Raw genomic sequence first — 18290 nt, forward strand, 5'->3', positions numbered from 1 at the left:
GCGCCTTTTTGTCCGATTGCCGGAGCTGACCCCGACTTTTTATTTGGCAGCGAGGTTGCTGGTGTTGGCGTTCGGGCGCAGCAGGGCGAAGCGGTGGATCATGTCGCCGGCTACCGACTTGAAGCGGGCCAGTTCGCCCGTGGTCAGCGGCGCTTGGGCGGTGATGTTCAGCTTGTTCGGGTCCTTGGCTTCACCTGCTACGCGGAATTCGTAGTGCAGGTGGGCGCCGGTCGACCAGCCGGTGGTGCCGACGTAGCCAATGATGTCGCCCTGGCTGACCTTGGCACCCTTTTTCATGCCGGCGCCAAATCGGCTCATGTGCGCGTAGGCGGTGGAGTAGTTGGCCCAGTGCTTGATCACGATCACGTTGCCGTAGCCGCCTTGCACGCCGGAGAATTCGATCACGCCATCACCGGCTGCGCGGATCGGGGTACCGGTCGCGGCCGCGAAGTCGGTGCCTTTGTGCTGCTTCCAGTTGCCGGAGATCGGGTGCGAACGCATGCCGAAGCCGGACGAAATACGCGAGAACTCCAGCGGCGATTTCAGGAAGGCTTTCTTCAGCGATTTGCCGTCGAAGCTGAAGTAGCCACCGCCCGATTTGGTCAGCGGGTCTTCAAACCATACGCTCTGGTAGGTGGTGCCCTTGTTGGTGAATTCACCAGCCAGGATGCGGCCGGCACGCACGAACTCGCCGTCTTGCCAGAAGGTTTCGTACACCACGTTGAAACGGTCACCGCGCTTCAGGTCGGAACGGAAGTCGATGTTGGTGGAGAACATTTCAATGATCTGCGCGACAACGGTGTCAGGCAGGCTGCTGCCGTCGGAGCTGGAGTCGGTCGCGGCATACAGCGAAGAGGTGATTTCGCGCGCGCGCATCTCAACGCGGCGTTCCAGTTTCGCGGCGGTCTCTTCGGCCGTGAACTCTGCGTCCCCCGAACGGGAGACCATAATATTCTTGACGGGGTTATCTTTGCCGTCCACAACGGTGGCCTTCAGCCACAGCAGGTTGCCGTTATCGTCGGTCTGCGCCTGCACGCGTTTGCCGCTGCGCAGCTGCATAATGGCGCGCGCGGTCTTGTCTTTCTTGATGAAGTTTTCTGCAGCGTCGTCTTCCACGCCCAGGCGATTGAGCAGGGTCGCGAGCGTGTCGCCGGCGCGGACCTTTTCTTCGTGGACGTATTTCTGGGAAGCTTCTTGCTGCTGCAGGGCGGTGATCTGCGAGGACAAGTCAGGTAACTGGATATCCTGGGCAATGGTCTTCACGGGCAGGTCGCTCGCGTCAGGGGCGAGCGGGGCCACGCCGGCCGCGCCAAAAGCGCAGACGGCGAGGAAGATCGCCGATGCGCTAATGATTCGCGACTTACGCGTCGAACCGAGCAGATTGTGCAAGCGTGAGCTTGTGAACTTGTTTATAGGGTTCATGCAATCAGTTAAAATTTGCCGCTTGAACTTTTAGGATTCTTGGTATTTTGTTCTAAGTTGTTGATTTAATTCGTTTTCATCGGGCAAGATTGATGGGATCGGGCATTATAACAAAGTCCTGAGCCGTGCCAACAATTTGAGAGATTTTCGGGAAAAATGGATACAGACAACAAAATCCTGCCTTTGAGCGACAGCGTGCAGGAAGCCCTCGCCATCACCAAGCGTGGTGTGGACGAGCTCATCATCGAAAGCGAATTCGCTCAAAAACTGGCGCGCTCGGAAAAGACTGGCGTGCCGCTGCGCATCAAGCTTGGCCTGGACCCGACCGCTCCGGACTTGCACCTGGGACACACCGTGGTGCTGAACAAGATGCGCCAGTTGCAGAACCTGGGCCACCAGGTGATCTTCCTGATCGGCGACTTCACCTCGATGATCGGCGACCCGTCGGGCCGCAATGTGACCCGTCCGCCGCTGACCCGCGAGCAGATCGAGCTGAACGCCCAGACTTATTTCAAGCAGGCATCGCTGGTGCTGGATGCGGCCAAGACCGAAATCCGCTACAACTCGGAGTGGTGCGATCCGCTGGGTGCGCGCGGCATGATTCAGTTGTCCTCGCGCTACACCGTGGCGCGCATGATGGAGCGCGACGACTTTTCCAAGCGTTTCAAGAGCGGCACCCCGATTTCCGTACACGAGTTCCTGTACCCGTTGATGCAGGGTTACGACTCGGTGGCGCTGAAGGCTGACCTGGAGCTGGGTGGTACCGACCAGAAGTTCAACCTGCTGGTTGGCCGGGAGTTGCAAAAGGATTACGGCCAGGAGCAGCAGTGCATCCTGACCATGCCGCTGCTGGAAGGCCTGGACGGCGTCGAGAAGATGTCCAAGTCCAAGAACAACTATATTGGTATCACCGAGGCGGCCAACACCATGTTCGCCAAGGTGATGTCGATTTCGGACGTGATGATGTGGCGTTACTACGACCTGCTGTCGTGGCAGTCGATCGAGCACGTCGCCGGCCTGAAGAAGGCAATCGAAGGCGGCGCGAATCCGCGCGATGCGAAAGTAGCGCTGGCGCAGGAGATCGTGGAACGCTTCCACTCGCGTCAGGCGGCGGAAGATGCGCTGGCGGACTTCGTCAATCGTTCGAAGGGCGGGATTCCGGACGACGTGCCGGAAGTGGCCCTGTCCGGCGCGCCGGTCGGTATCGGCCAGCTGTTGAAGCAGGCGAACCTGTGTGCTTCGACTTCCGAGGCGCTGCGCATGATCGACCAGGGCGGCGTGCGTATTGATGGCACCGTTATTTCCGACAAGGCGCTGAAAATCGAGGCAGGCGTGTTCGTACTGCAGGTCGGCAAGCGTAAATTTGCTAAAGTGACCCTGTCGGCATGATCGGGCTGCTGCAGCGGGTTTCATCCGCCAAGGTTGTTGTCGATGGCGAGACGACCGGCGCCATCGACGGCGGCTTGATGGTGCTGGTGTGCGCTGAGAAGGGCGATACGGAGAAGGAGGCGGACCAGTTGCTGGCCAAGCTTTTGTCGTATCGCGTGTTCTCTGACGATGCGGGCAAAATGAATAAGTCGGTGACGGATGTCGCGGGTGGATTGCTGCTGGTTCCGCAGTTTACGTTGGCGGCGGATACCAATTCGGGCACGCGGCCTTCGTTCAGCCCGGCGGCTGCGCCGGCGGATGGCAAGCGCTTGTTTGAGTATTTTGTTGCGCAGGCCCGTGCCAGGCACGCGGTTGTAGGCACGGGCGTGTTTGGGGCGGATATGAAGGTGTCGCTGACCAATGACGGGCCGGTGACGTTTTGGTTGCAGGTGAATCCTAAATAAAACCGGTAAACCGGGGTCTGACCCGCAGGGTCAGACCCCGTCTGTGCCACTGCCGCAGTGCTGGTTCGAGGCCTTTGATCTTCGCCGAAAGTCAAAAGCCTCGAACCCGCCCCCAGGCAGGTGAGCAGACAGGGTCTGACCCTGCGGGTCAGACCCAGGTTTACCGGTTTAAAAAAGCAAGCTGGGAGACAAAGATGAAAATCTGGAGCGATTCCTTCAAGAATGGCGCCGCCATCCCCGGCGACTTTGCTTTCGCCGTGCGCGACAAGGCCACGAAAGTGCGCCTGTCCGCCAACAAGAACCCCCACCTGGCCTGGTCCGAAGTCCCTTCAGGCACCGAATCCCTGGTCCTGCTCTGCATCGACGGCGACGCCCCGACCGACGGCACCCACGTCAACCAGGAAGGCCACACGCTCCCGGCATCGATGCCGCGCGCCGATTTTTACCATTGGTCCCTGGTCGACATCCCCCCGAGCCGCAACAGCATCGCCGCCGGCGAATTCTCGAAAGAAGTCACGCCCAAAGGCAAACCGGCCACCCTGCCAGCGCCCCTGCGCCACGGCATCAATGACTACACCGGCTGGTTCGCGAGCGACAAGGATATGGCCGGCGACTATTACGGCTACGACGGCCCATGCCCGCCATGGAACGACGAACGCCCCCACCATTACATTTTCCGCCTGTACGCGCTGGACATCCCGCGCCTGGAGCTGGAAGGCCGCTTTACCTGCCAGGACGTGCTGCAAGCCATCCATGGCCATATCCTCGACGAGGCGCAGGTGATCGGTAGCTACTCTCTATTTGAATGACAAGAATCCTGTTGATCCGCCACGGCGAAACCGCCTGGAACGCCGTGCGACGCCTGCAAGGCCACACCGATATCCCCCTGAGCCCCATCGGCGAACGCCAGGCCGAATCCCTGGCGCGCGCGCTGGCGGCCGAGCCGCTGGACGCCATCATCTCCAGCGACCTGGGACGCGCCCGCCAAACCGCGCAGGCGGTAGCCGCGCACCATCCCCACCTGCCGCTGCACAGCGACCCCGGCCTGCGCGAGCGCGGCTACGGCGCCTTTGAAGGCCTTCTATATACAGAGATCGCCGAACGCCACCCGGTCGAATTCGCGGAATGGCAGGCGAGGGACGTGGATGCCGTGATGCCTGCCGGCGAGCGGTTGGCGGAGAGCTTCCGCCAGTTTTACCAGCGCTGCCAGGACGGCATTGCGCGCTGGGCCGAACGCTACCCAGAGCAATCGATCCTGATTGTCGCCCATGGCGGCGTGCTCGAATGCGCCTACCGCGCCGCCCGGGGCCTGTCGATCGACGGCCCGCGCGATTTCCAGGTCAAGAATGCGAGCATCAATCGATTTACCTTTGATAAAGGGATGTTATTGCTTGATCAATGGGGCGAGGTTGCGCACCTGTCCACCAGCCTGGACGACATTGTTTAAAAAAGTGCTTAGTTTTTGGGCAGGGCATCGGTTAAAATAGCCCCCTTTCCCGCACTGTCTTACGGATTTGTTAAGTGAATATCGGACCTCACGAGCTCCGCAATAACGTCTTTGTCGCGCCTATGGCTGGTGTGACGGACCGCCCGTTCCGCCAATTGTGCAAGGAGCTGGGTGCGGGGTATGCCGTGTCCGAGATGGCTGCATCCAACCCCCGCCTGTGGGCCAGCGAGAAGTCGTCGCGCCGCACCGACCACACCGGCGAGATGGAGCCGAAGGCTGTGCAGATCGCGGGCGCGGTGCCGGAAGAACTGGCCGATTGCGCCAAGTTCAACGTCGACCGCGGCGCCCAGATCATCGATATCAACATGGGCTGCCCGGTGAAAAAGGTCTGCAACAACTGGTGCGGCTCCGCCCTGTTGCAGCACGAAGACCTGGTCCAGCGCATCCTGGAAGCGGTGGTGCCGGCCGTGAACGTGCCGGTCACCCTGAAATTCCGCACCGGCTGGAACCGGGAAAACAAGAACGCCCTGCGCATCGCCCGCATCGCCGAGCAAGCCGGCATCCAGATGCTGACGCTGCACGGCCGTACCCGTGCCGACGGCTATACCGGCGACGCCGAATACGACACCATAGCCGCCGTCAAGGCCGCAGTGAGCATTCCCGTGGTCGCCAACGGCGACATCACTACCCCTGAAAAAGCGCGTTATGTGCTCGACAAGACCGGCGCCGACGCCGTGATGATCGGACGCGCTGCCCAGGGACGCCCATGGATCTTCCGCGAGATCGACCATTTCCTCCGTACCGGCGAACACCTGCCGGCGCCGCTGGTGGCCGAAGTACGCAAGCTGATGGACGAACACCTGCAGGCCCACTACGCCTTCTACGGCGAATTCCTGGGCGTGCGCACCGCGCGCAAGCATATTGGCTGGTACGTGCGCGACCTCCCGGGCGGGGAGGAATTCCGGCAGGAGATGAACCGCCTCGAGTCGACCGCAGAACAACTGCGCGCAGTCGACAGTTTCTTCGAATCCCAATGGAAGTACGGCGACCGGTTACAATACCGCCTCGCCGAAGAACCGCTGGCTGCGTGAACCGCGCCTGCATTGGCAAATATTTAGCAAGATCGATAAGAAAATGAGCAAAGAAAGCATTCAGGAAGTAGTCCAGAAAAGCCTGGAAGACTACTTCAATGACCTGGGCGAGCAGCAAGCATCGAACGTGTACGACATGGTAGTGATGACCGTTGAGCGTCCGATCCTCGAAGTGGTGATGGGCCGCGCCGACGGCAACCAGTCGCATGCAGCCCAGATGCTGGGTATTAATCGCAATACTTTGCGCAAGAAATTACAGGAACACGGCCTGCTGTAAGGCTGATTCCGCGTCCCGGTCCCTATTGGCCGCGACGGCCCGTGGGGCCGGTTGGTGTGTACAGATTTCCGTAACCTTCCCCCCACAGCTATGATCAAACAAGCTCTCATCTCCGTATCCGACAAGACCGGCGTGCTGGATTTCGCCAAGGCCTTGGCGGCCATGGGCGTCAACATCCTGTCCACCGGCGGTACCGCGAAACTGCTGGCCGATAACGGCGTGCCGGTCACCGAAGTGGCTGACTACACCGGTTTCCCGGAAATGCTGGATGGCCGCGTGAAGACGCTGCACCCGAAAGTCCACGGCGGCATCCTGGCCCGCCGCGACTTCCCTGAGCACGTCGCCAAGCTGGAAGAGCACAGCATCCCGACCATCGACATGGTAGTGGTGAACCTGTACCCGTTCCAGGCGACCGTGGCCAAGGCCGAGTGCTCGCTGGAAGACGCGATTGAGAACATCGACATCGGCGGCCCGGCCATGCTGCGCTCCGCAGCCAAGAACCACAAGGACGTGGTGGTGATCTGCGACCCGACCGACTACGGCGTGGTGCTGGCGGAGATGAAGGGCACCGACAACGCCCCCGGTTACGTTTCCTACGAAACCCGCTTTGGCCTGGCGAAGAAGGTCTACGCGCACACCGCGCAGTACGACGGCGCCATTACCAACTACTTCTCCAGCCTGGGCCCGGACCGCAAGCACGAAACCCGTTCCGCCTACCCGGCAACCCTGAACGTGGCCTTCGAAAAAGTGCAGGACATGCGCTACGGCGAAAACCCGCACCAGTCGGCTGCCTTCTACCGCGACCTGGCTCCGGTAGCCGGCGCACTGGCCAACTACCGCCAGCTGCAGGGCAAGGAACTGTCCTTCAACAACATTGCCGACGCTGACGCAGCGTGGGAATGCGTGAAGTCCATGGGCTCCACCGCTTGCGTGATCATCAAGCACGCCAACCCATGCGGCGTAGCCCTGGGCGCGAACGCACTGGAAGCCTACCAGCGCGCACTGAAGACCGACCCGACCTCCGCTTTCGGCGGCATCATCGCCTTCAACGTGGAAGTGGACGGCGCAGCAGCTGCCGAACTGGCCAAGCTGTTCGTGGAAGTACTGATCGCTCCATCGTTCACCGCCGAAGCGCGCCAGATCATGTCGGCCAAGCAGAACGTACGCCTGCTGGAGATTCCACTGGGCGAGGGCGTGAACGCGATGGACTTCAAGCGCGTGGGCGGCGGCCTGCTGGTGCAGTCGGCTGACTCGAAGAACGTGCTGCCATCGGAAGTGCGCGTAGTGAGCAAGCTGCAACCTACCCAGCAGCAACTGGCTGACCTGATGTTTGCATGGCGCGTGGCCAAATACGTGAAGTCGAATGCTATCGTCTTCTGCGGCGGTAATATGACCCTTGGCGTTGGCGCGGGCCAGATGTCGCGTATCGACTCGGCACGCATCGCTTCGATCAAGGCGCAGAATGCCGGCCTGTCGCTGCAAGGTTCCGCTGTGGCTTCGGACGCATTCTTCCCGTTCCGCGACGGCCTGGATGTGGTGGTTGATGCGGGCGCTACCTGCGTGATCCACCCAGGTGGTTCCATGCGCGACCAGGAAGTGATTGACGCCGCCGACGAGCGCGGCGTGGTGATGCTGTACACCGGTACCCGCCACTTCCGTCACTAAAAACCGGCAAACCAGGGTCTGACCCAAGGGTCAGACCCGCCTGTTCGAAGGCCGACGGTGATTTTTTCGGCCGCGGGCGGTGAAAAAGCGGGTCTGACCCTTGGGTCAGACCCAGACTTACCGGTTTCTGCCGTAAAATCCGGGAATGATTATTCTCGGCATCGACCCCGGCTTGCGCACCACTGGCTTTGGCGTCATCCAAAAAGTGGGCAACAAGCTGCGCTACATCGCCTCCGGCACCATCAAGAGCGGCGAAGGCGACCTGCCGCAGCGGCTTAAAGTCATCCTCGATGGCGTGGCCGAAGTCGCCGCCACCTACAAGCCCGATTGCGCCGCAATCGAAAAAGTCTTCGTCAACGTCAATCCCCAATCCACGCTGCTGCTCGGCCAAGCCCGCGGCGCCGCGATTTGCGCACTGGTGACGCACGACCTCAAAGTCGCCGAATACTCCCCGACGCAGCTGAAGCAAGCTGTCGTCGGCACCGGCCGCGCCACCAAGGCGCAGGTGCAGGACATGGTTGCACGCCTGCTTACGCTGCCCGGCCTGCCCGGCACCGACGCCGCCGACGCCCTCGGTATCGCCATCTGCCATGCCAACAGCCAGGCCACACTGGCCGTCGTCACCAACGCCCATCCCGCCCTGTCCGGACTACGCATGAAGCGCGGCCGCCTGGTGGGCTAACCGCACCCCAAAAGGAAGAACAATGATCGGACGTCTCACCGGCATCCTGCTCGAAAAGAATCCCCCGCAACTGCTGGTAGACGTGCAAGGCGTCGGCTACGAAGTCGACGTGCCGATGTCCACCTTCTACAACCTGCCCGGCGTAGGCGAGAAGGTAAGCCTGTTCACGCACTTGACGATCCGCGAAGACGCTCACCTGCTGTTCGGCTTTGGCAACGCCGAAGAACGCGCCGTGTTCCGCCAACTGATCAAGATCAGCGGCGTCGGCGCGCGCACCGCGCTGTCAATCCTGTCAGGCCTATCGATTGCCGACCTGGCGCACGCCGTGACGCTGCAGGAAGCCGGCCGCCTGGTGAAAATCCCCGGCATCGGCAAGAAGACTGCGGAACGCCTGCTGCTGGAATTGAAGGGCAAGCTCGGTGCTGATATCGGCGCTGCTGGAGCGCACCCGGTCCACGATTCGCAGTCCGACATCCTTAACGCGCTTCTGGCGCTGGGCTATTCCGACAAGGAAGCCTCGCTTGCGCTGAAGACCGTGCCCGCAGGTTCCTCGGTCTCCGACGGCATCAAGCAGGCGCTCAAGGCATTGTCCAAAGGCTAAACGCTGTTTATGGAAATCGTCCGCCTTAATGACGAGGGGCCGTGCCGGCTGGACCATGAAGAGAATGGTTTCACCTCCAACGAAGTGTTCGACATCTCCCTCATTGATGGCGAAATTCGCATGTCTACGCGAAGCGTCGAGCAATTCACCAAGAGCTATGAGTCTGATGATTCACCGGCGGAGGGTGTCGAGTCGTACGGCGCACTCGTTGACGGCACCCTGGCCGGCAAGATCGAACTTGCGGCGGCATGGAACGGCCTCGGTTCGATTGAGCAAATCGTTGTGGCCCGCGAGTTTCGCCAACACGGTATCGCCACTGAATTGATCACCTTCGCAAAAGCGTGGGCGCTGGAGAAGCAACTCAAGGGACTTCGTCTTGAAACGCAGACCAATAATGTCGCTGCTTGCAAACTCTACTTCCGAAATGGCTTCGAAGTCGGCGGCTTCGACAAGCTGACATATCGCACCCAGCCGGAGGTGAGCGGCGAAACAGCACTCTATCTGTACTGGTTCGCCACCTAACGGTCCAAGGGGCTTAGCACCGCATTGCCGCCATGGTTTAGCACGTGAGTGTAGATCTGGGTTGTACGAACGTCTTTGTGGCCGAGTAGTTCCTGGACGGTCCGAATGTCGTGCCACTTTGCAGCAAGTGCGTTGCAAAACTATGCCGCAGCGTATGCGGCGTGACCTTCTTCTGGATATTTGCGTCTTGCGCCGCTTGCTTCACAGCGCGCTGCACGCGTTGTTCATCGATGTGGTGCCGCCTGAGGGCTCCCGAGCGCGGATCTTCCGAAAAACCGTCGGCTGGAAAGATGTATTGCCATTTCCATTCCCGCGCAGCAGCTGGATATTTTCGATCCAATGCAAACGGAAGATACACCTCGCCGCCTCCCTGATCGCAGTCGCGCTGATGCTGAAGCTTGACCAACTCCGAATGGGATTTGAGCGGAACAATGAGAGAGCCGGGCAACATGGTCACGCGATCCTTGGCACCTTTACCACTGCGGATAGTGATCTGCCGCATATCGAAGTCAATATCGAGAACGCGCAGGCGGCATGCTTCCATGAGGCGCATTCCGCTGCCATAAAGCAGCGAGGCGATTAGCCAGGTTTCGCTCTTCATGTGCGAAAGCAGGGTTCTGGTTTCATCGACAGTCAAAACGGTTGGCAGGCGCTGGGGCTGCTTGGCTGCGACGACGTCTTTCAACCAATCGACCTCAAGTCTCAGGACCTTTTGATAAAGAAAGAGGACGGCGGACTTCGCTTGGGACTGTGTCGAGGCCGCAACCCTCCGGTCAACAGCAAGATGGGTTAAAAATTCCTCGATTTCGGTTTTCCCCATCTCGGAGGGATGCCGCTTCTTATGAAAAAGGATGAAGCGGCGAATCCAATCCACGTACGCTTCTTCAGTTCGAATGCTGTAATGCATGGTGCGGATCAATGCTCGCACCTGGTCCAGCAGCTTAGGCTCATTTGGTGGCATGACATAATTCTCCGGTATTAGGACGAATTATGTTCATCGACTTTCAGGCTGCGGGTTTGGACATTGATCAATAGGCCATTAGGCGTCATAATGAAATTTATTAAAACGTCAATATGACGTCGACTTTACGTTGGCCATCGCTGTGAACATGATGCACGCTTCGTCTTCTTCGCTTGGCTCCAAGGCCCGCTACTCGCCCTCCATGGCTATCGGTGGCGATTGTGCCGTTGGCGGCACCACCACTTTAGGCAAGCGCGAGCCGGTGCGGTATGCTGGCGTTTTTACGGGCACATTCGCGGATGTGCAATCGGTTGGTCATTCGCTGCGAGTTCACACGCGTGTCCAACTTCCCGCTCAACCGGACGGCTTACGCGCTGCGCGCTCCAGCCGCCGGTTAGCATCACGTTAGAGCGCACCACATGGAACGCGTCAAAGGAATATCAACGGCACCAACCGAACTTGATGAGTTACAGGAACTTGCGCGCGTCGCCACGCGCGAGGCGCTAGAAAGTTACGAGCGTATTCCGGCTGAATGGGAAAAAAAACTAACGCTTGGGACCTCTTTCGAGGGCGATGACCGTATCTTCGAGCTCTATATCGCGGCTGAACGGCCGTCAGATGCCGTGGTGATTAGCACTGCCCGTGTGAATCGCAAATCCAAAAGCGTCAGCGTTGCTATTACAAACCTTAAGAAGGGGGCTTCGCTATGAAGCGCTCTAACAATCCATTCCAGCGGACGCCTCGCGGCGCCGCTGAATTCTGACGTTCGGCCTCTTAACTAATCCGATAACAATGACCACGGTCCAACGAACCCTCGAAAGATCCAGCTTCGATGCCTACTTGATTGAGTGCTCGAATCCTGCTGAGTACGCTTCATCCGATGAGGCCTCCCGTGTCGAACGAATGAAGCGCTTTCCATTCGCTGTAATGCTGAAGGTTTCTTATCCTGAGCTCGATTTCGCGAATCGCTGGTGTTGGAAAAACTTTGGTCCTTGTGACGGCGAGTGTACTCAGGCTCAATCTGAGTATCAGGTCTGCCTCGAATCTGGACCACACGACCACTCAGGAAACTGGACGTCTTATTGGTTCGAGAAGACCGATTATGATTTTGGCTTCAACGAGTGGTACTTTGTGAATTCTGTGGATCGGGACCGCTTCATCGCTATACTTGATGAAATTAATTGGGGTGAGAACTATGCAAAGTAATTCGCCGAACCATGCAATCCAGCGGACGCCAACGGCGCCGCTGATTTGAGACGTTGAGGCTGTATTTTTAGTCCTCAAGTAAACGACAGACCAAGCTAGCGCGTTGAACCTCCAGGCAATTGATGGAGCTTGCAATGGCGCGCTACAAGGTTGTTGACCGCAGTCCGAGATTTCTTCCCGTAGTCCTTGATGCACAGCTGCTGCCCGGCAGCTTCGAGTTCGCCCTGGACTACCTGATTGACCACGAGCTTGACCTGTCAGCGCTAGCCGACCGCTATCGCAATGACGCCAACGGCGCCCCAGCCTATGACCCTGCCGTCATGCTCAAGATCATTCTCCTGGCCTACAGCCGTGGCATGGTCTCCAGCCGCGCCATTGAAAGGGCCTGTCGTGAGAATGTGCTGTTCATGGCGATCTCCGGCGACAGTGCGCTGCAGTTCACAACCATCGCCAAATTCATCCGCGAACTGAATTCACAGATCGCCGAACTTTTCACGCAAGTCCTGCTTACCTGTGATGCGCAAGGACTGATAGGCCGCCAAATGTTCGCCATCGACGGCGTCAAGCTACCCAGCAATGCCTCCAAGCAGCGCAGCGGCACCCACGCCGAATTGGCACACAGCGCACTCCGAATGGAGCGTGCCGTCAAGGACATACTGAAGGCGCACCAGGGCCAGGACAATCGTCCCTTCGCCGATGACGAGGGTGCCAATCAAACCAGGCAGCAGCGCCGGATCGAAAGCCTGCAAAACGAAGCGCACCGCATCCGCTCCTTCCTCGCTACAAAGCCAGAGCGTAAAATCGACAAAGGCAGCATCCGCAAGAGCAACGTCACGGACAACGAGAGCGCCAAAATGGCGACATCCAAAGGCGTTATCCAAGGCTACACCGCCGTAGCTGCGGTCGACAGCCTGCACCAAGTGATCGTCGCGGCCGCAGCACATGGAACAGGCAGCGAGCAGAACGCGCTGATGCCAACCGTGCGCGCCACCGATTCACTTCGAGACGCGCGAACTGTCATAACGGCCGATGCCGGTTATCACAGCGAAGCCAACCTGCGCGAGCTGCACAACGCCGGAATTCCGGCGATGATTGCCGATGGCCTGATGCGCCGCCGCGATGAACGCTTCAAAGGACAGGAGAAGTACAAGAACAAGCCCGATCCGCTTTACGACAAACGCGCGGCGCAGCTGCCCAAGCAAGCCAGCCACTTCCGGCCTGACGACTTCCAGCTTGATGAGAGTACTAATACCTGCATCTGCCCAGCCGGGGAACGCCTTTATAGCAATGGCACGAACTGCACCGTCAACGGCAGGCAGCACCATAAGTTCACCGGCGCTAAGCAAAGCTGCGTGCCTTGCTCACTGCGAGAGAAATGCTTACGCCATCCGGAGCGAACTCAGGTTCGGCAGGTGGCGTTCTTCAGGAAGGGCCAGGCATCGCCATTGACCTACACGCAGCGCATGCGGCAGGCCATCGATACACCGCGTGGACGCGCACTTTACAGCCAGCGCATGGTGACCGTGGAGCCGGTCTTTGCCAACTTGCGATTCAATAAGCGGCTTGACCGCTTCACCTTGCGGGGGCAGCCAAAGGTTAACACGCAATGGCACCTTTTCTGCTTGGTGCACAACATAGAGAAGCTGGCGCGAAGCGGTTACGCGGCCTGAGAGGGGCGATTAGAAGGCTATTTCTCGCCTTTTCTTGCCTGAAAGGCAGCGTTTGCGGCAAACTGCTGAAATGTTTAAAAAATCAACTGAGCTGAAACGAAGAATCGGGACTTGGGGCGCTGCTGCGCGCCAAATCGGGGTTTTCCTACAGCCTCGTTAGAGCTATGGCATACCTGCGGTACTCAAGAACCTGTGAGTGGTACATCTTCGAGCGAAACGATTCGCGGCTCGTGGTGTGGCACAATGACTTTCGAGAGTCGGACGTGAGTTTTGATCGCTCTGAAATCACCTCTATTCTTGACGCCGATGTGTTCGAATCAGTTCCGGGCTATCGTCCAGATCAGAAACAAGTTCTTCGCGGAGCATTCGAAGCATGGCTCAAAGATCCTGTCGAATAAGCTCTAACAAATTAATCAACCGGACGGCTTACGCGCTGCGCGCTCCAGCCGCCGGTTATCGCACACGTTGGGCCATATGCAATATCAACTAGTGCTTCAGGTTCCAGCGGATTCGCTTGAGGGGTTTGACGCCTTGCTCGAATTCGAGGACCGACTAATTTCTGAGCTGGCTGGTGCCGGTGACGTCGATGGCCATGACTTCGGTTCGGGCGAGATCAATTTCTTCATCATTACCGCGAATCCGAATTTGGCCTTCGAACGTTGTGTTGATTTGCTTTCGCATGTCGGCCTGCTTCACCACGTTGTTGCTGCATATCGGTCGCTGAATTCGGACGAGTACTCGGTGGTATGGCCAAAGACATTTCACGGTGAATTCAACGTCGCATGATGAACGTTTTTGCGCCCAACCAATCATTCCAGCGGACGCCTGCGGCGCCGCTGAATTCAAAACGTTAGCCCTGCAGATGCGGATCTGGATAGACATTTCAATCTTTTCGTCACCGACCGTGGCTTTCGGCAACGTCTCGGGTGAATTCGACGTGACCGATCTTCCTAAGGTGCAGGCCGCCTTTCTTTGGCCTGCTGATTGGTTGGCCGAAAGGCCCACCTATTTCACGCCGGAGCAGAGTCACATCATGAGTGTGACTGAAACGGATGGCAGACACTTGGTCATCTTGTCGGGGATCGTGTGCTCCTCGGTTGCTGACGCACGAGATTGTGCTGCCTATCTCCAAAGGCAAGCTGGACTGTCCCTGGATGAATATGAACCTAGTGCATAAAACCAAAAGGCCTAACATGGCGGTCGAGCGGACCGCCTTCGGCGGCCGCTCACCTCTACGTGTGTGCCGAGCATGGCACGTAACTATGTCGGTGTAAGTCCGGCAGCCGGGTATAAGCAGAGCCGAAGGCTAGGGAGACGGCAAGGGCGTTACCGCGAGGTAGGGTCTGAAGGAAGTCGAACCCAAAGCTGCGGGGCGATGAACAAGAACCGGATGGTAGGCGTGGTGCATTCGGGGCGAGCGGGCACGTAACCGCGAAGCCCTCCATCTGCAAAACTGGATGCACTTTGTAAATCCGGCGCTCGCGCAGCGACAGTGACGTGTCTTACCTCGGGAGATCTCACGGGTGCGCCCGCCAAAGCGGCAGGCGCTGAGTGCCGGGCAACCAGCATTGACCGCCCGTGAGAAGACAGCAGAAGGCATAGTAGGCGCAAGGCAGGCGCTGAAGGCCGGAACAATGAAAGGCGAAGGACTGGCGTGAAGAGTGACTGGACTGCATCTGACCACCTGCGACAGCAGGCTGCAGCAACACCGCAGGATGAACCAGCTGCTGGATCAAGCCCGACCCCCGAGCCGATTTCACCCGAAACGTTGCTGGCGTGCGTACTCGAACGCACCAACCTGCAACGCGCATTAAAGCAAGTACGCCAGAACAAAGGCGCGCCCGGCATCGACGGCATGACGGTCGATGTCCTGCCCCAATACCTGAAACAGCACTGGCCGAGGATACGCAGCGAACTGCTAGCCGGGACTTACCGCCCGAGCGCAGTGCACCGCGTAGAAATACCCAAGCCAGACGGACGAATGCGCGCGCTAGGTATTCCGACGGCGCTGGACCGGTTCATCCAACAAGCTATTGCGTAAGTCGTTCAAGCGCAATGGGAGTTACGATGCTATATCTGGAAGCAATGGGACAGGGGCGGCTATCGGGAATTGCGCAAACGCGGGGTGTCCGTGCGGGATGCATGGAATACCCGCAAGTCGGCGCATGGCCCATGGAGGCTGTCGAATACCCCGGCGCTGGCACTGGCTTTGCCGGTGCAGTACTTCCGCAATCTAGGGCTACCGTCTCGTGTGGGCAGGTAGGAATTATTTTCATTGAACCGCCGTGTACGTGATCCGTATGCACGGTGGTGTGGGAGGAGGGGCATCGTGAGGTGTCTCCCTATCCCGATTGGGTATCGACATGAACGAAGCTTGGGAACAATTGATTGCAGGGGGTGTCATCGTCGCGGTATGCATTGTTTCCGCGCTAAAACGCAAAATTGAATGGGAAGGCGGCGGTCACACCTCTGCGAGCGAACGGCCCATCTTATTTTGGTCGTTTGTAATAGGTTTCGGGTGCACAGGCGCAGTCGTCGCCGCCTTAGGCATTTCTGTGTTACTTGGTTTGCGTCATGGCTAAGCTATGGCCCAACCTTGCAATCAACCCGGACGCGCTAAAGCGCGCCGGTTATTTTGAACGGTTCGGCGGCCTAGCAATGGATATTCGAAGGCTTAATGTTTTACTTGCTCCATATGCGTGCTCCTGGCCAAGTGGGGACAGCTTGGATCTTGCGCTATTACTTATAACACCAAGTGAGGTGGCCGCATCGGTCGGCGCAACAGCGACAGCCGGTGTTGAACCTGGACTTGGGCCTTGGACAGCTATTGGGATTCAGTTACCGTCTGGCGTCGTTGTCGAGCTCATCGAATACGCAGAACGTCCGCGCCTCGCCGGTACAATTGCGCGAGTGGACCGTGATCTTGTTCTTCCGAATGTCCTTGACGAATTACTTCTTGTTTTGGAACTTGGGTTTGCAGATTTACCTTGGATATCGAAGCTCATTACGTCGAACAATGCATTCCAGCCGACGCCTTCGGCGCGGCTGAATTGAAACGTGAGCCTACTTATGTCATCACTACCCGCCGGAGTACAGGTCTATCTTCTTGTTTCCGCTCTCGTTGCTGCTTTATCTCATTTCCTGCTCAGACGCTATTTCATCGGCTGCGCAGTGGCTTCGACATCAAGCCCTTTTGTTTTCGCACTTGCGTGCCTTGCATTTGCTGATCCCCCTAGTACGGTCCACGTCAAAATCTTCGTCTTCTTTTGGGTAATTTCGCTGTTCATTGCGGCAATTGTTGGTATTCCCTTCGTTTTCTACCGAAAATACACAGGTTGGAGCTCAAGAAATGGCACGTGATTCCCAGCGATCATCGCGGGCTATCCTTGCGATCGAGCTCGCTCCCTTCGGTCGTTGGACGCTGCGCCGCTCACCTTCACGTTAGGCCTATTGGCAATGCCGAAATCATCGCTCGTTCTGAAGCTCTACACCGAACTAGTCGTTTGCTGTGATCACTCCGGTTGCAAAGAGATCTTCGTTGCGCAAGAACCAGCTATTGACCCCATGGAGGAATGGGCCGAACGAGCTGCGCTCGAGGCCGAAAGGTTTGGTTGGTCGGAAAGTACGAACGGAGACCTGTTTTGCCCTAACCATTCATATATGGACTCCCAATACGCACGAAATTATTCAGGTGGCTAACCCTTTGATGGCTTCCTGGATCGAACCGACGTCAGGGGGAAAACATTACTTCCGCAATTTTCGAGGCGAGATCACCGTCAAGAATCCAAGCAAGAACGCAATCGCGAAAATGAAAGCAGTCGCAAAGAAGCTTTCGGCGCGAGTCCAGGGAAACGACGGTGAGTGGTACTGAATAGCCGCGCGTTGCTGCAGTCAGTTACCCCACACGTTAGCCCCTCACATCCAAAGATAACTATGCACTCACTTACTCTTCCGCTGAAACGCACTATTCATTCGCTCTTCCTTCTTGGTATGCTGCTAATCGGCTCTATTGCCGACGCGAGCGACGAGATCTCTATCAAGCTCGCAAACGAATCCAAGTCAGAACGAAGAACAGAGCAACAGCTTCGGCGCATCCTGACGGAATACGACCTGTCGCGCTGGACGTTCGCGCGTTCGGTTGTGATCGATGAGAAGGAAATTCCTCATAGCCATCCGGTTCTCACATTGCACGCGCGGCACGTCAATGACGATGAACTACTTCTCTCCACGTACTTACATGAGCAGCTGCACTGGTTCCTTTCGCAACATCCGGCCGAAACTTTGGCTGCCACTCGTGAACTAAAGCGTATCTATCCGCACGTTCCAGTAGGTTTCCCGCAAGGGTCATCTGATAAGGACGGCAACTATGAGCACTTGCTCGTCATTTACTTGGAGTACCGGGCAAACCAAAGCTTGATGGGTGAGCTCAAGGCACGCGAAGTGATGAGTTTCTGGTCGGAGGACCACTACACGTGGATCTACAGGGAAGTTCTCAAGAATCCAGAGAAAGTTGGAAAGGTGCTGAAGGCTCATGGGCTAGTCCCGAGCAAGCGCGGCGCAGAAGTCTAGACGGTAGCCAAACGATGGCGCACTAATGGCGCTCATCGCGGAGTGGCCGGAAGCGACGCGGTTCATTATTTAGCGCAAAGCGCTTACGCCGGTTGACACACGTTAGGGTTGATTGAAACCGATGGCTCGAGCCCTCTAGGGAACTCGCGTCGAAGTCCTGCGGTCTTTCTGGCGCTTTATACGGGATTTTCAATCGCGTGAGTACCCCCAAACCAGACTGGCCCATTGTCGACTACAGCCGCATTCCCTCTGTGCCAATATAACTTGAGACACCTACCCGATATAATTTAGAGTACAGCGGTAGGTCCCCAATATGCACAACCGAAAGCATCAAATTAGCACTCA

Annotated in this window: 20 protein-coding genes and 1 pseudogene; 19 read left to right on the forward strand and 2 right to left on the reverse strand. The window is 57.9% G+C overall.

The genetic code is table 11. The annotated features are described in order from the left end of the window. Positions 1–39: 39 nt before the first annotated feature. Positions 40–1422, reverse strand: a complete 1383-nt coding sequence (locus tag ASE26_RS17415; RefSeq protein ID WP_055928764.1) for a M23 family metallopeptidase — start codon at positions 1420–1422, stop codon at positions 40–42. 156 nt (positions 1423–1578) lie between these two features. Here ASE26_RS17415 and tyrS point away from each other — a divergent pair, with 156 nt between their 5' ends. The 10 genes from tyrS (at position 1579) to ASE26_RS17465 (ending at position 9539) form a co-directional block, all read left to right on the forward strand. Next, complete coding sequence (tyrS, locus tag ASE26_RS17420; RefSeq protein WP_057246624.1) at positions 1579–2811, forward strand: tyrosine--tRNA ligase; 1233 nt, start codon at positions 1579–1581, stop codon at positions 2809–2811. After that, positions 2808–3254, forward strand: coding sequence for a D-aminoacyl-tRNA deacylase (dtd, locus tag ASE26_RS17425; RefSeq protein ID WP_055928769.1), 447 nt, complete (start codon positions 2808–2810; stop codon positions 3252–3254). The genes tyrS and dtd overlap by 4 nt, the downstream gene beginning before the upstream one ends. A gap of 194 nt (positions 3255–3448) precedes the next feature. After that, positions 3449–4063: a YbhB/YbcL family Raf kinase inhibitor-like protein gene (locus ASE26_RS17430; protein ID WP_057246625.1), complete on the forward strand. Its 615-nt coding sequence runs from the start codon at positions 3449–3451 to the stop codon at positions 4061–4063. Then, a complete protein-coding gene (locus tag ASE26_RS17435) occupies positions 4060–4701 on the forward strand; it encodes a histidine phosphatase family protein (RefSeq protein ID WP_055928775.1) in 642 nt (213 codons plus the stop codon). The genes ASE26_RS17430 and ASE26_RS17435 overlap by 4 nt, the downstream gene beginning before the upstream one ends. A gap of 74 nt (positions 4702–4775) precedes the next feature. Continuing rightward, positions 4776–5792 (forward strand): tRNA dihydrouridine synthase DusB, encoded by a 1017-nt coding sequence (dusB, locus tag ASE26_RS17440; RefSeq protein ID WP_082507236.1) that lies wholly within the window; start codon positions 4776–4778, stop codon positions 5790–5792. A 43-nt stretch (positions 5793–5835) separates the two neighbouring features. Next, the gene (locus ASE26_RS17445) at positions 5836–6069 is read left to right on the forward strand and encodes a helix-turn-helix domain-containing protein (protein WP_028102293.1); all 234 of its coding nucleotides are present in this window, start codon (positions 5836–5838) and stop codon (positions 6067–6069) included. A 90-nt stretch (positions 6070–6159) separates the two neighbouring features. Continuing rightward, positions 6160–7734, forward strand: coding sequence for a bifunctional phosphoribosylaminoimidazolecarboxamide formyltransferase/IMP cyclohydrolase (gene purH / locus ASE26_RS17450; protein ID WP_055928781.1), 1575 nt, complete (start codon positions 6160–6162; stop codon positions 7732–7734). Positions 7735–7879: 145 nt separating this feature from the next. Beyond that, positions 7880–8416: a crossover junction endodeoxyribonuclease RuvC gene (gene ruvC / locus ASE26_RS17455; RefSeq protein ID WP_055928784.1), complete on the forward strand. Its 537-nt coding sequence runs from the start codon at positions 7880–7882 to the stop codon at positions 8414–8416. A gap of 22 nt (positions 8417–8438) precedes the next feature. Then, positions 8439–9017 carry a Holliday junction branch migration protein RuvA gene (ruvA, locus tag ASE26_RS17460; protein WP_057246626.1) on the forward strand — a complete coding sequence of 193 codons (579 nt, stop codon included), beginning with the start codon at positions 8439–8441 and terminating at the stop codon, positions 9015–9017. A gap of 9 nt (positions 9018–9026) precedes the next feature. Further along, positions 9027–9539: a GNAT family N-acetyltransferase gene (locus ASE26_RS17465; protein WP_057246627.1), complete on the forward strand. Its 513-nt coding sequence runs from the start codon at positions 9027–9029 to the stop codon at positions 9537–9539. On the opposite strand, the pseudogene ASE26_RS17470 reads toward ASE26_RS17465, so the two are convergent. Then, positions 9536–10500 (reverse strand): annotated as a pseudogene (locus ASE26_RS17470) (integron integrase). The gene ASE26_RS17465 and the pseudogene ASE26_RS17470 overlap by 4 nt on opposite strands. Positions 10501–10919: 419 nt before the next feature. Here ASE26_RS17470 and ASE26_RS17475 point away from each other — a divergent pair. The 9 genes from ASE26_RS17475 (at position 10920) to ASE26_RS17505 (ending at position 17945) form a co-directional block, all read left to right on the forward strand. Next, on the forward strand, positions 10920–11210 hold the full coding sequence (locus tag ASE26_RS17475) for a hypothetical protein (protein WP_055928796.1): 291 nt from the start codon (positions 10920–10922) through the stop codon (positions 11208–11210). A gap of 193 nt (positions 11211–11403) precedes the next feature. Continuing rightward, complete coding sequence (locus ASE26_RS17480; protein ID WP_156397947.1) at positions 11404–11706, forward strand: hypothetical protein; 303 nt, start codon at positions 11404–11406, stop codon at positions 11704–11706. A 134-nt stretch (positions 11707–11840) separates the two neighbouring features. Next, complete coding sequence (locus tag ASE26_RS17485) at positions 11841–13376, forward strand: IS1182 family transposase (protein ID WP_057246628.1); 1536 nt, start codon at positions 11841–11843, stop codon at positions 13374–13376. 474 nt (positions 13377–13850) lie between these two features. Beyond that, on the forward strand, positions 13851–14162 hold the full coding sequence (locus ASE26_RS17490) for a hypothetical protein (RefSeq protein ID WP_055928805.1): 312 nt from the start codon (positions 13851–13853) through the stop codon (positions 14160–14162). Continuing rightward, a complete protein-coding gene (locus ASE26_RS17495) occupies positions 14143–14553 on the forward strand; it encodes a hypothetical protein (RefSeq protein WP_156397948.1) in 411 nt (136 codons plus the stop codon). The genes ASE26_RS17490 and ASE26_RS17495 overlap by 20 nt, the downstream gene beginning before the upstream one ends. 477 nt (positions 14554–15030) lie before the next feature. Further along, positions 15031–15417: a hypothetical protein gene (locus ASE26_RS31215; protein WP_200953784.1), complete on the forward strand. Its 387-nt coding sequence runs from the start codon at positions 15031–15033 to the stop codon at positions 15415–15417. A 322-nt stretch (positions 15418–15739) separates the two neighbouring features. Next, entirely contained in the window at positions 15740–15958 is a 219-nt protein-coding gene (locus tag ASE26_RS30690) for a hypothetical protein (protein WP_156397949.1), read from the forward strand. Next, on the forward strand, positions 15951–16430 hold the full coding sequence (locus tag ASE26_RS30695) for a hypothetical protein (RefSeq protein ID WP_156397950.1): 480 nt from the start codon (positions 15951–15953) through the stop codon (positions 16428–16430). The genes ASE26_RS30690 and ASE26_RS30695 overlap by 8 nt, the downstream gene beginning before the upstream one ends. An 879-nt stretch (positions 16431–17309) precedes the next feature. Next, the gene (locus ASE26_RS17505) at positions 17310–17945 is read left to right on the forward strand and encodes a hypothetical protein (protein ID WP_156398034.1); all 636 of its coding nucleotides are present in this window, start codon (positions 17310–17312) and stop codon (positions 17943–17945) included. The last annotated feature ends 345 nt before the right edge of the window (positions 17946–18290 follow it).

The organism is Duganella sp. Root198D2 (assembly GCF_001428585.1).
GTDB lineage: Bacteria > Pseudomonadota > Gammaproteobacteria > Burkholderiales > Burkholderiaceae_D > Rugamonas.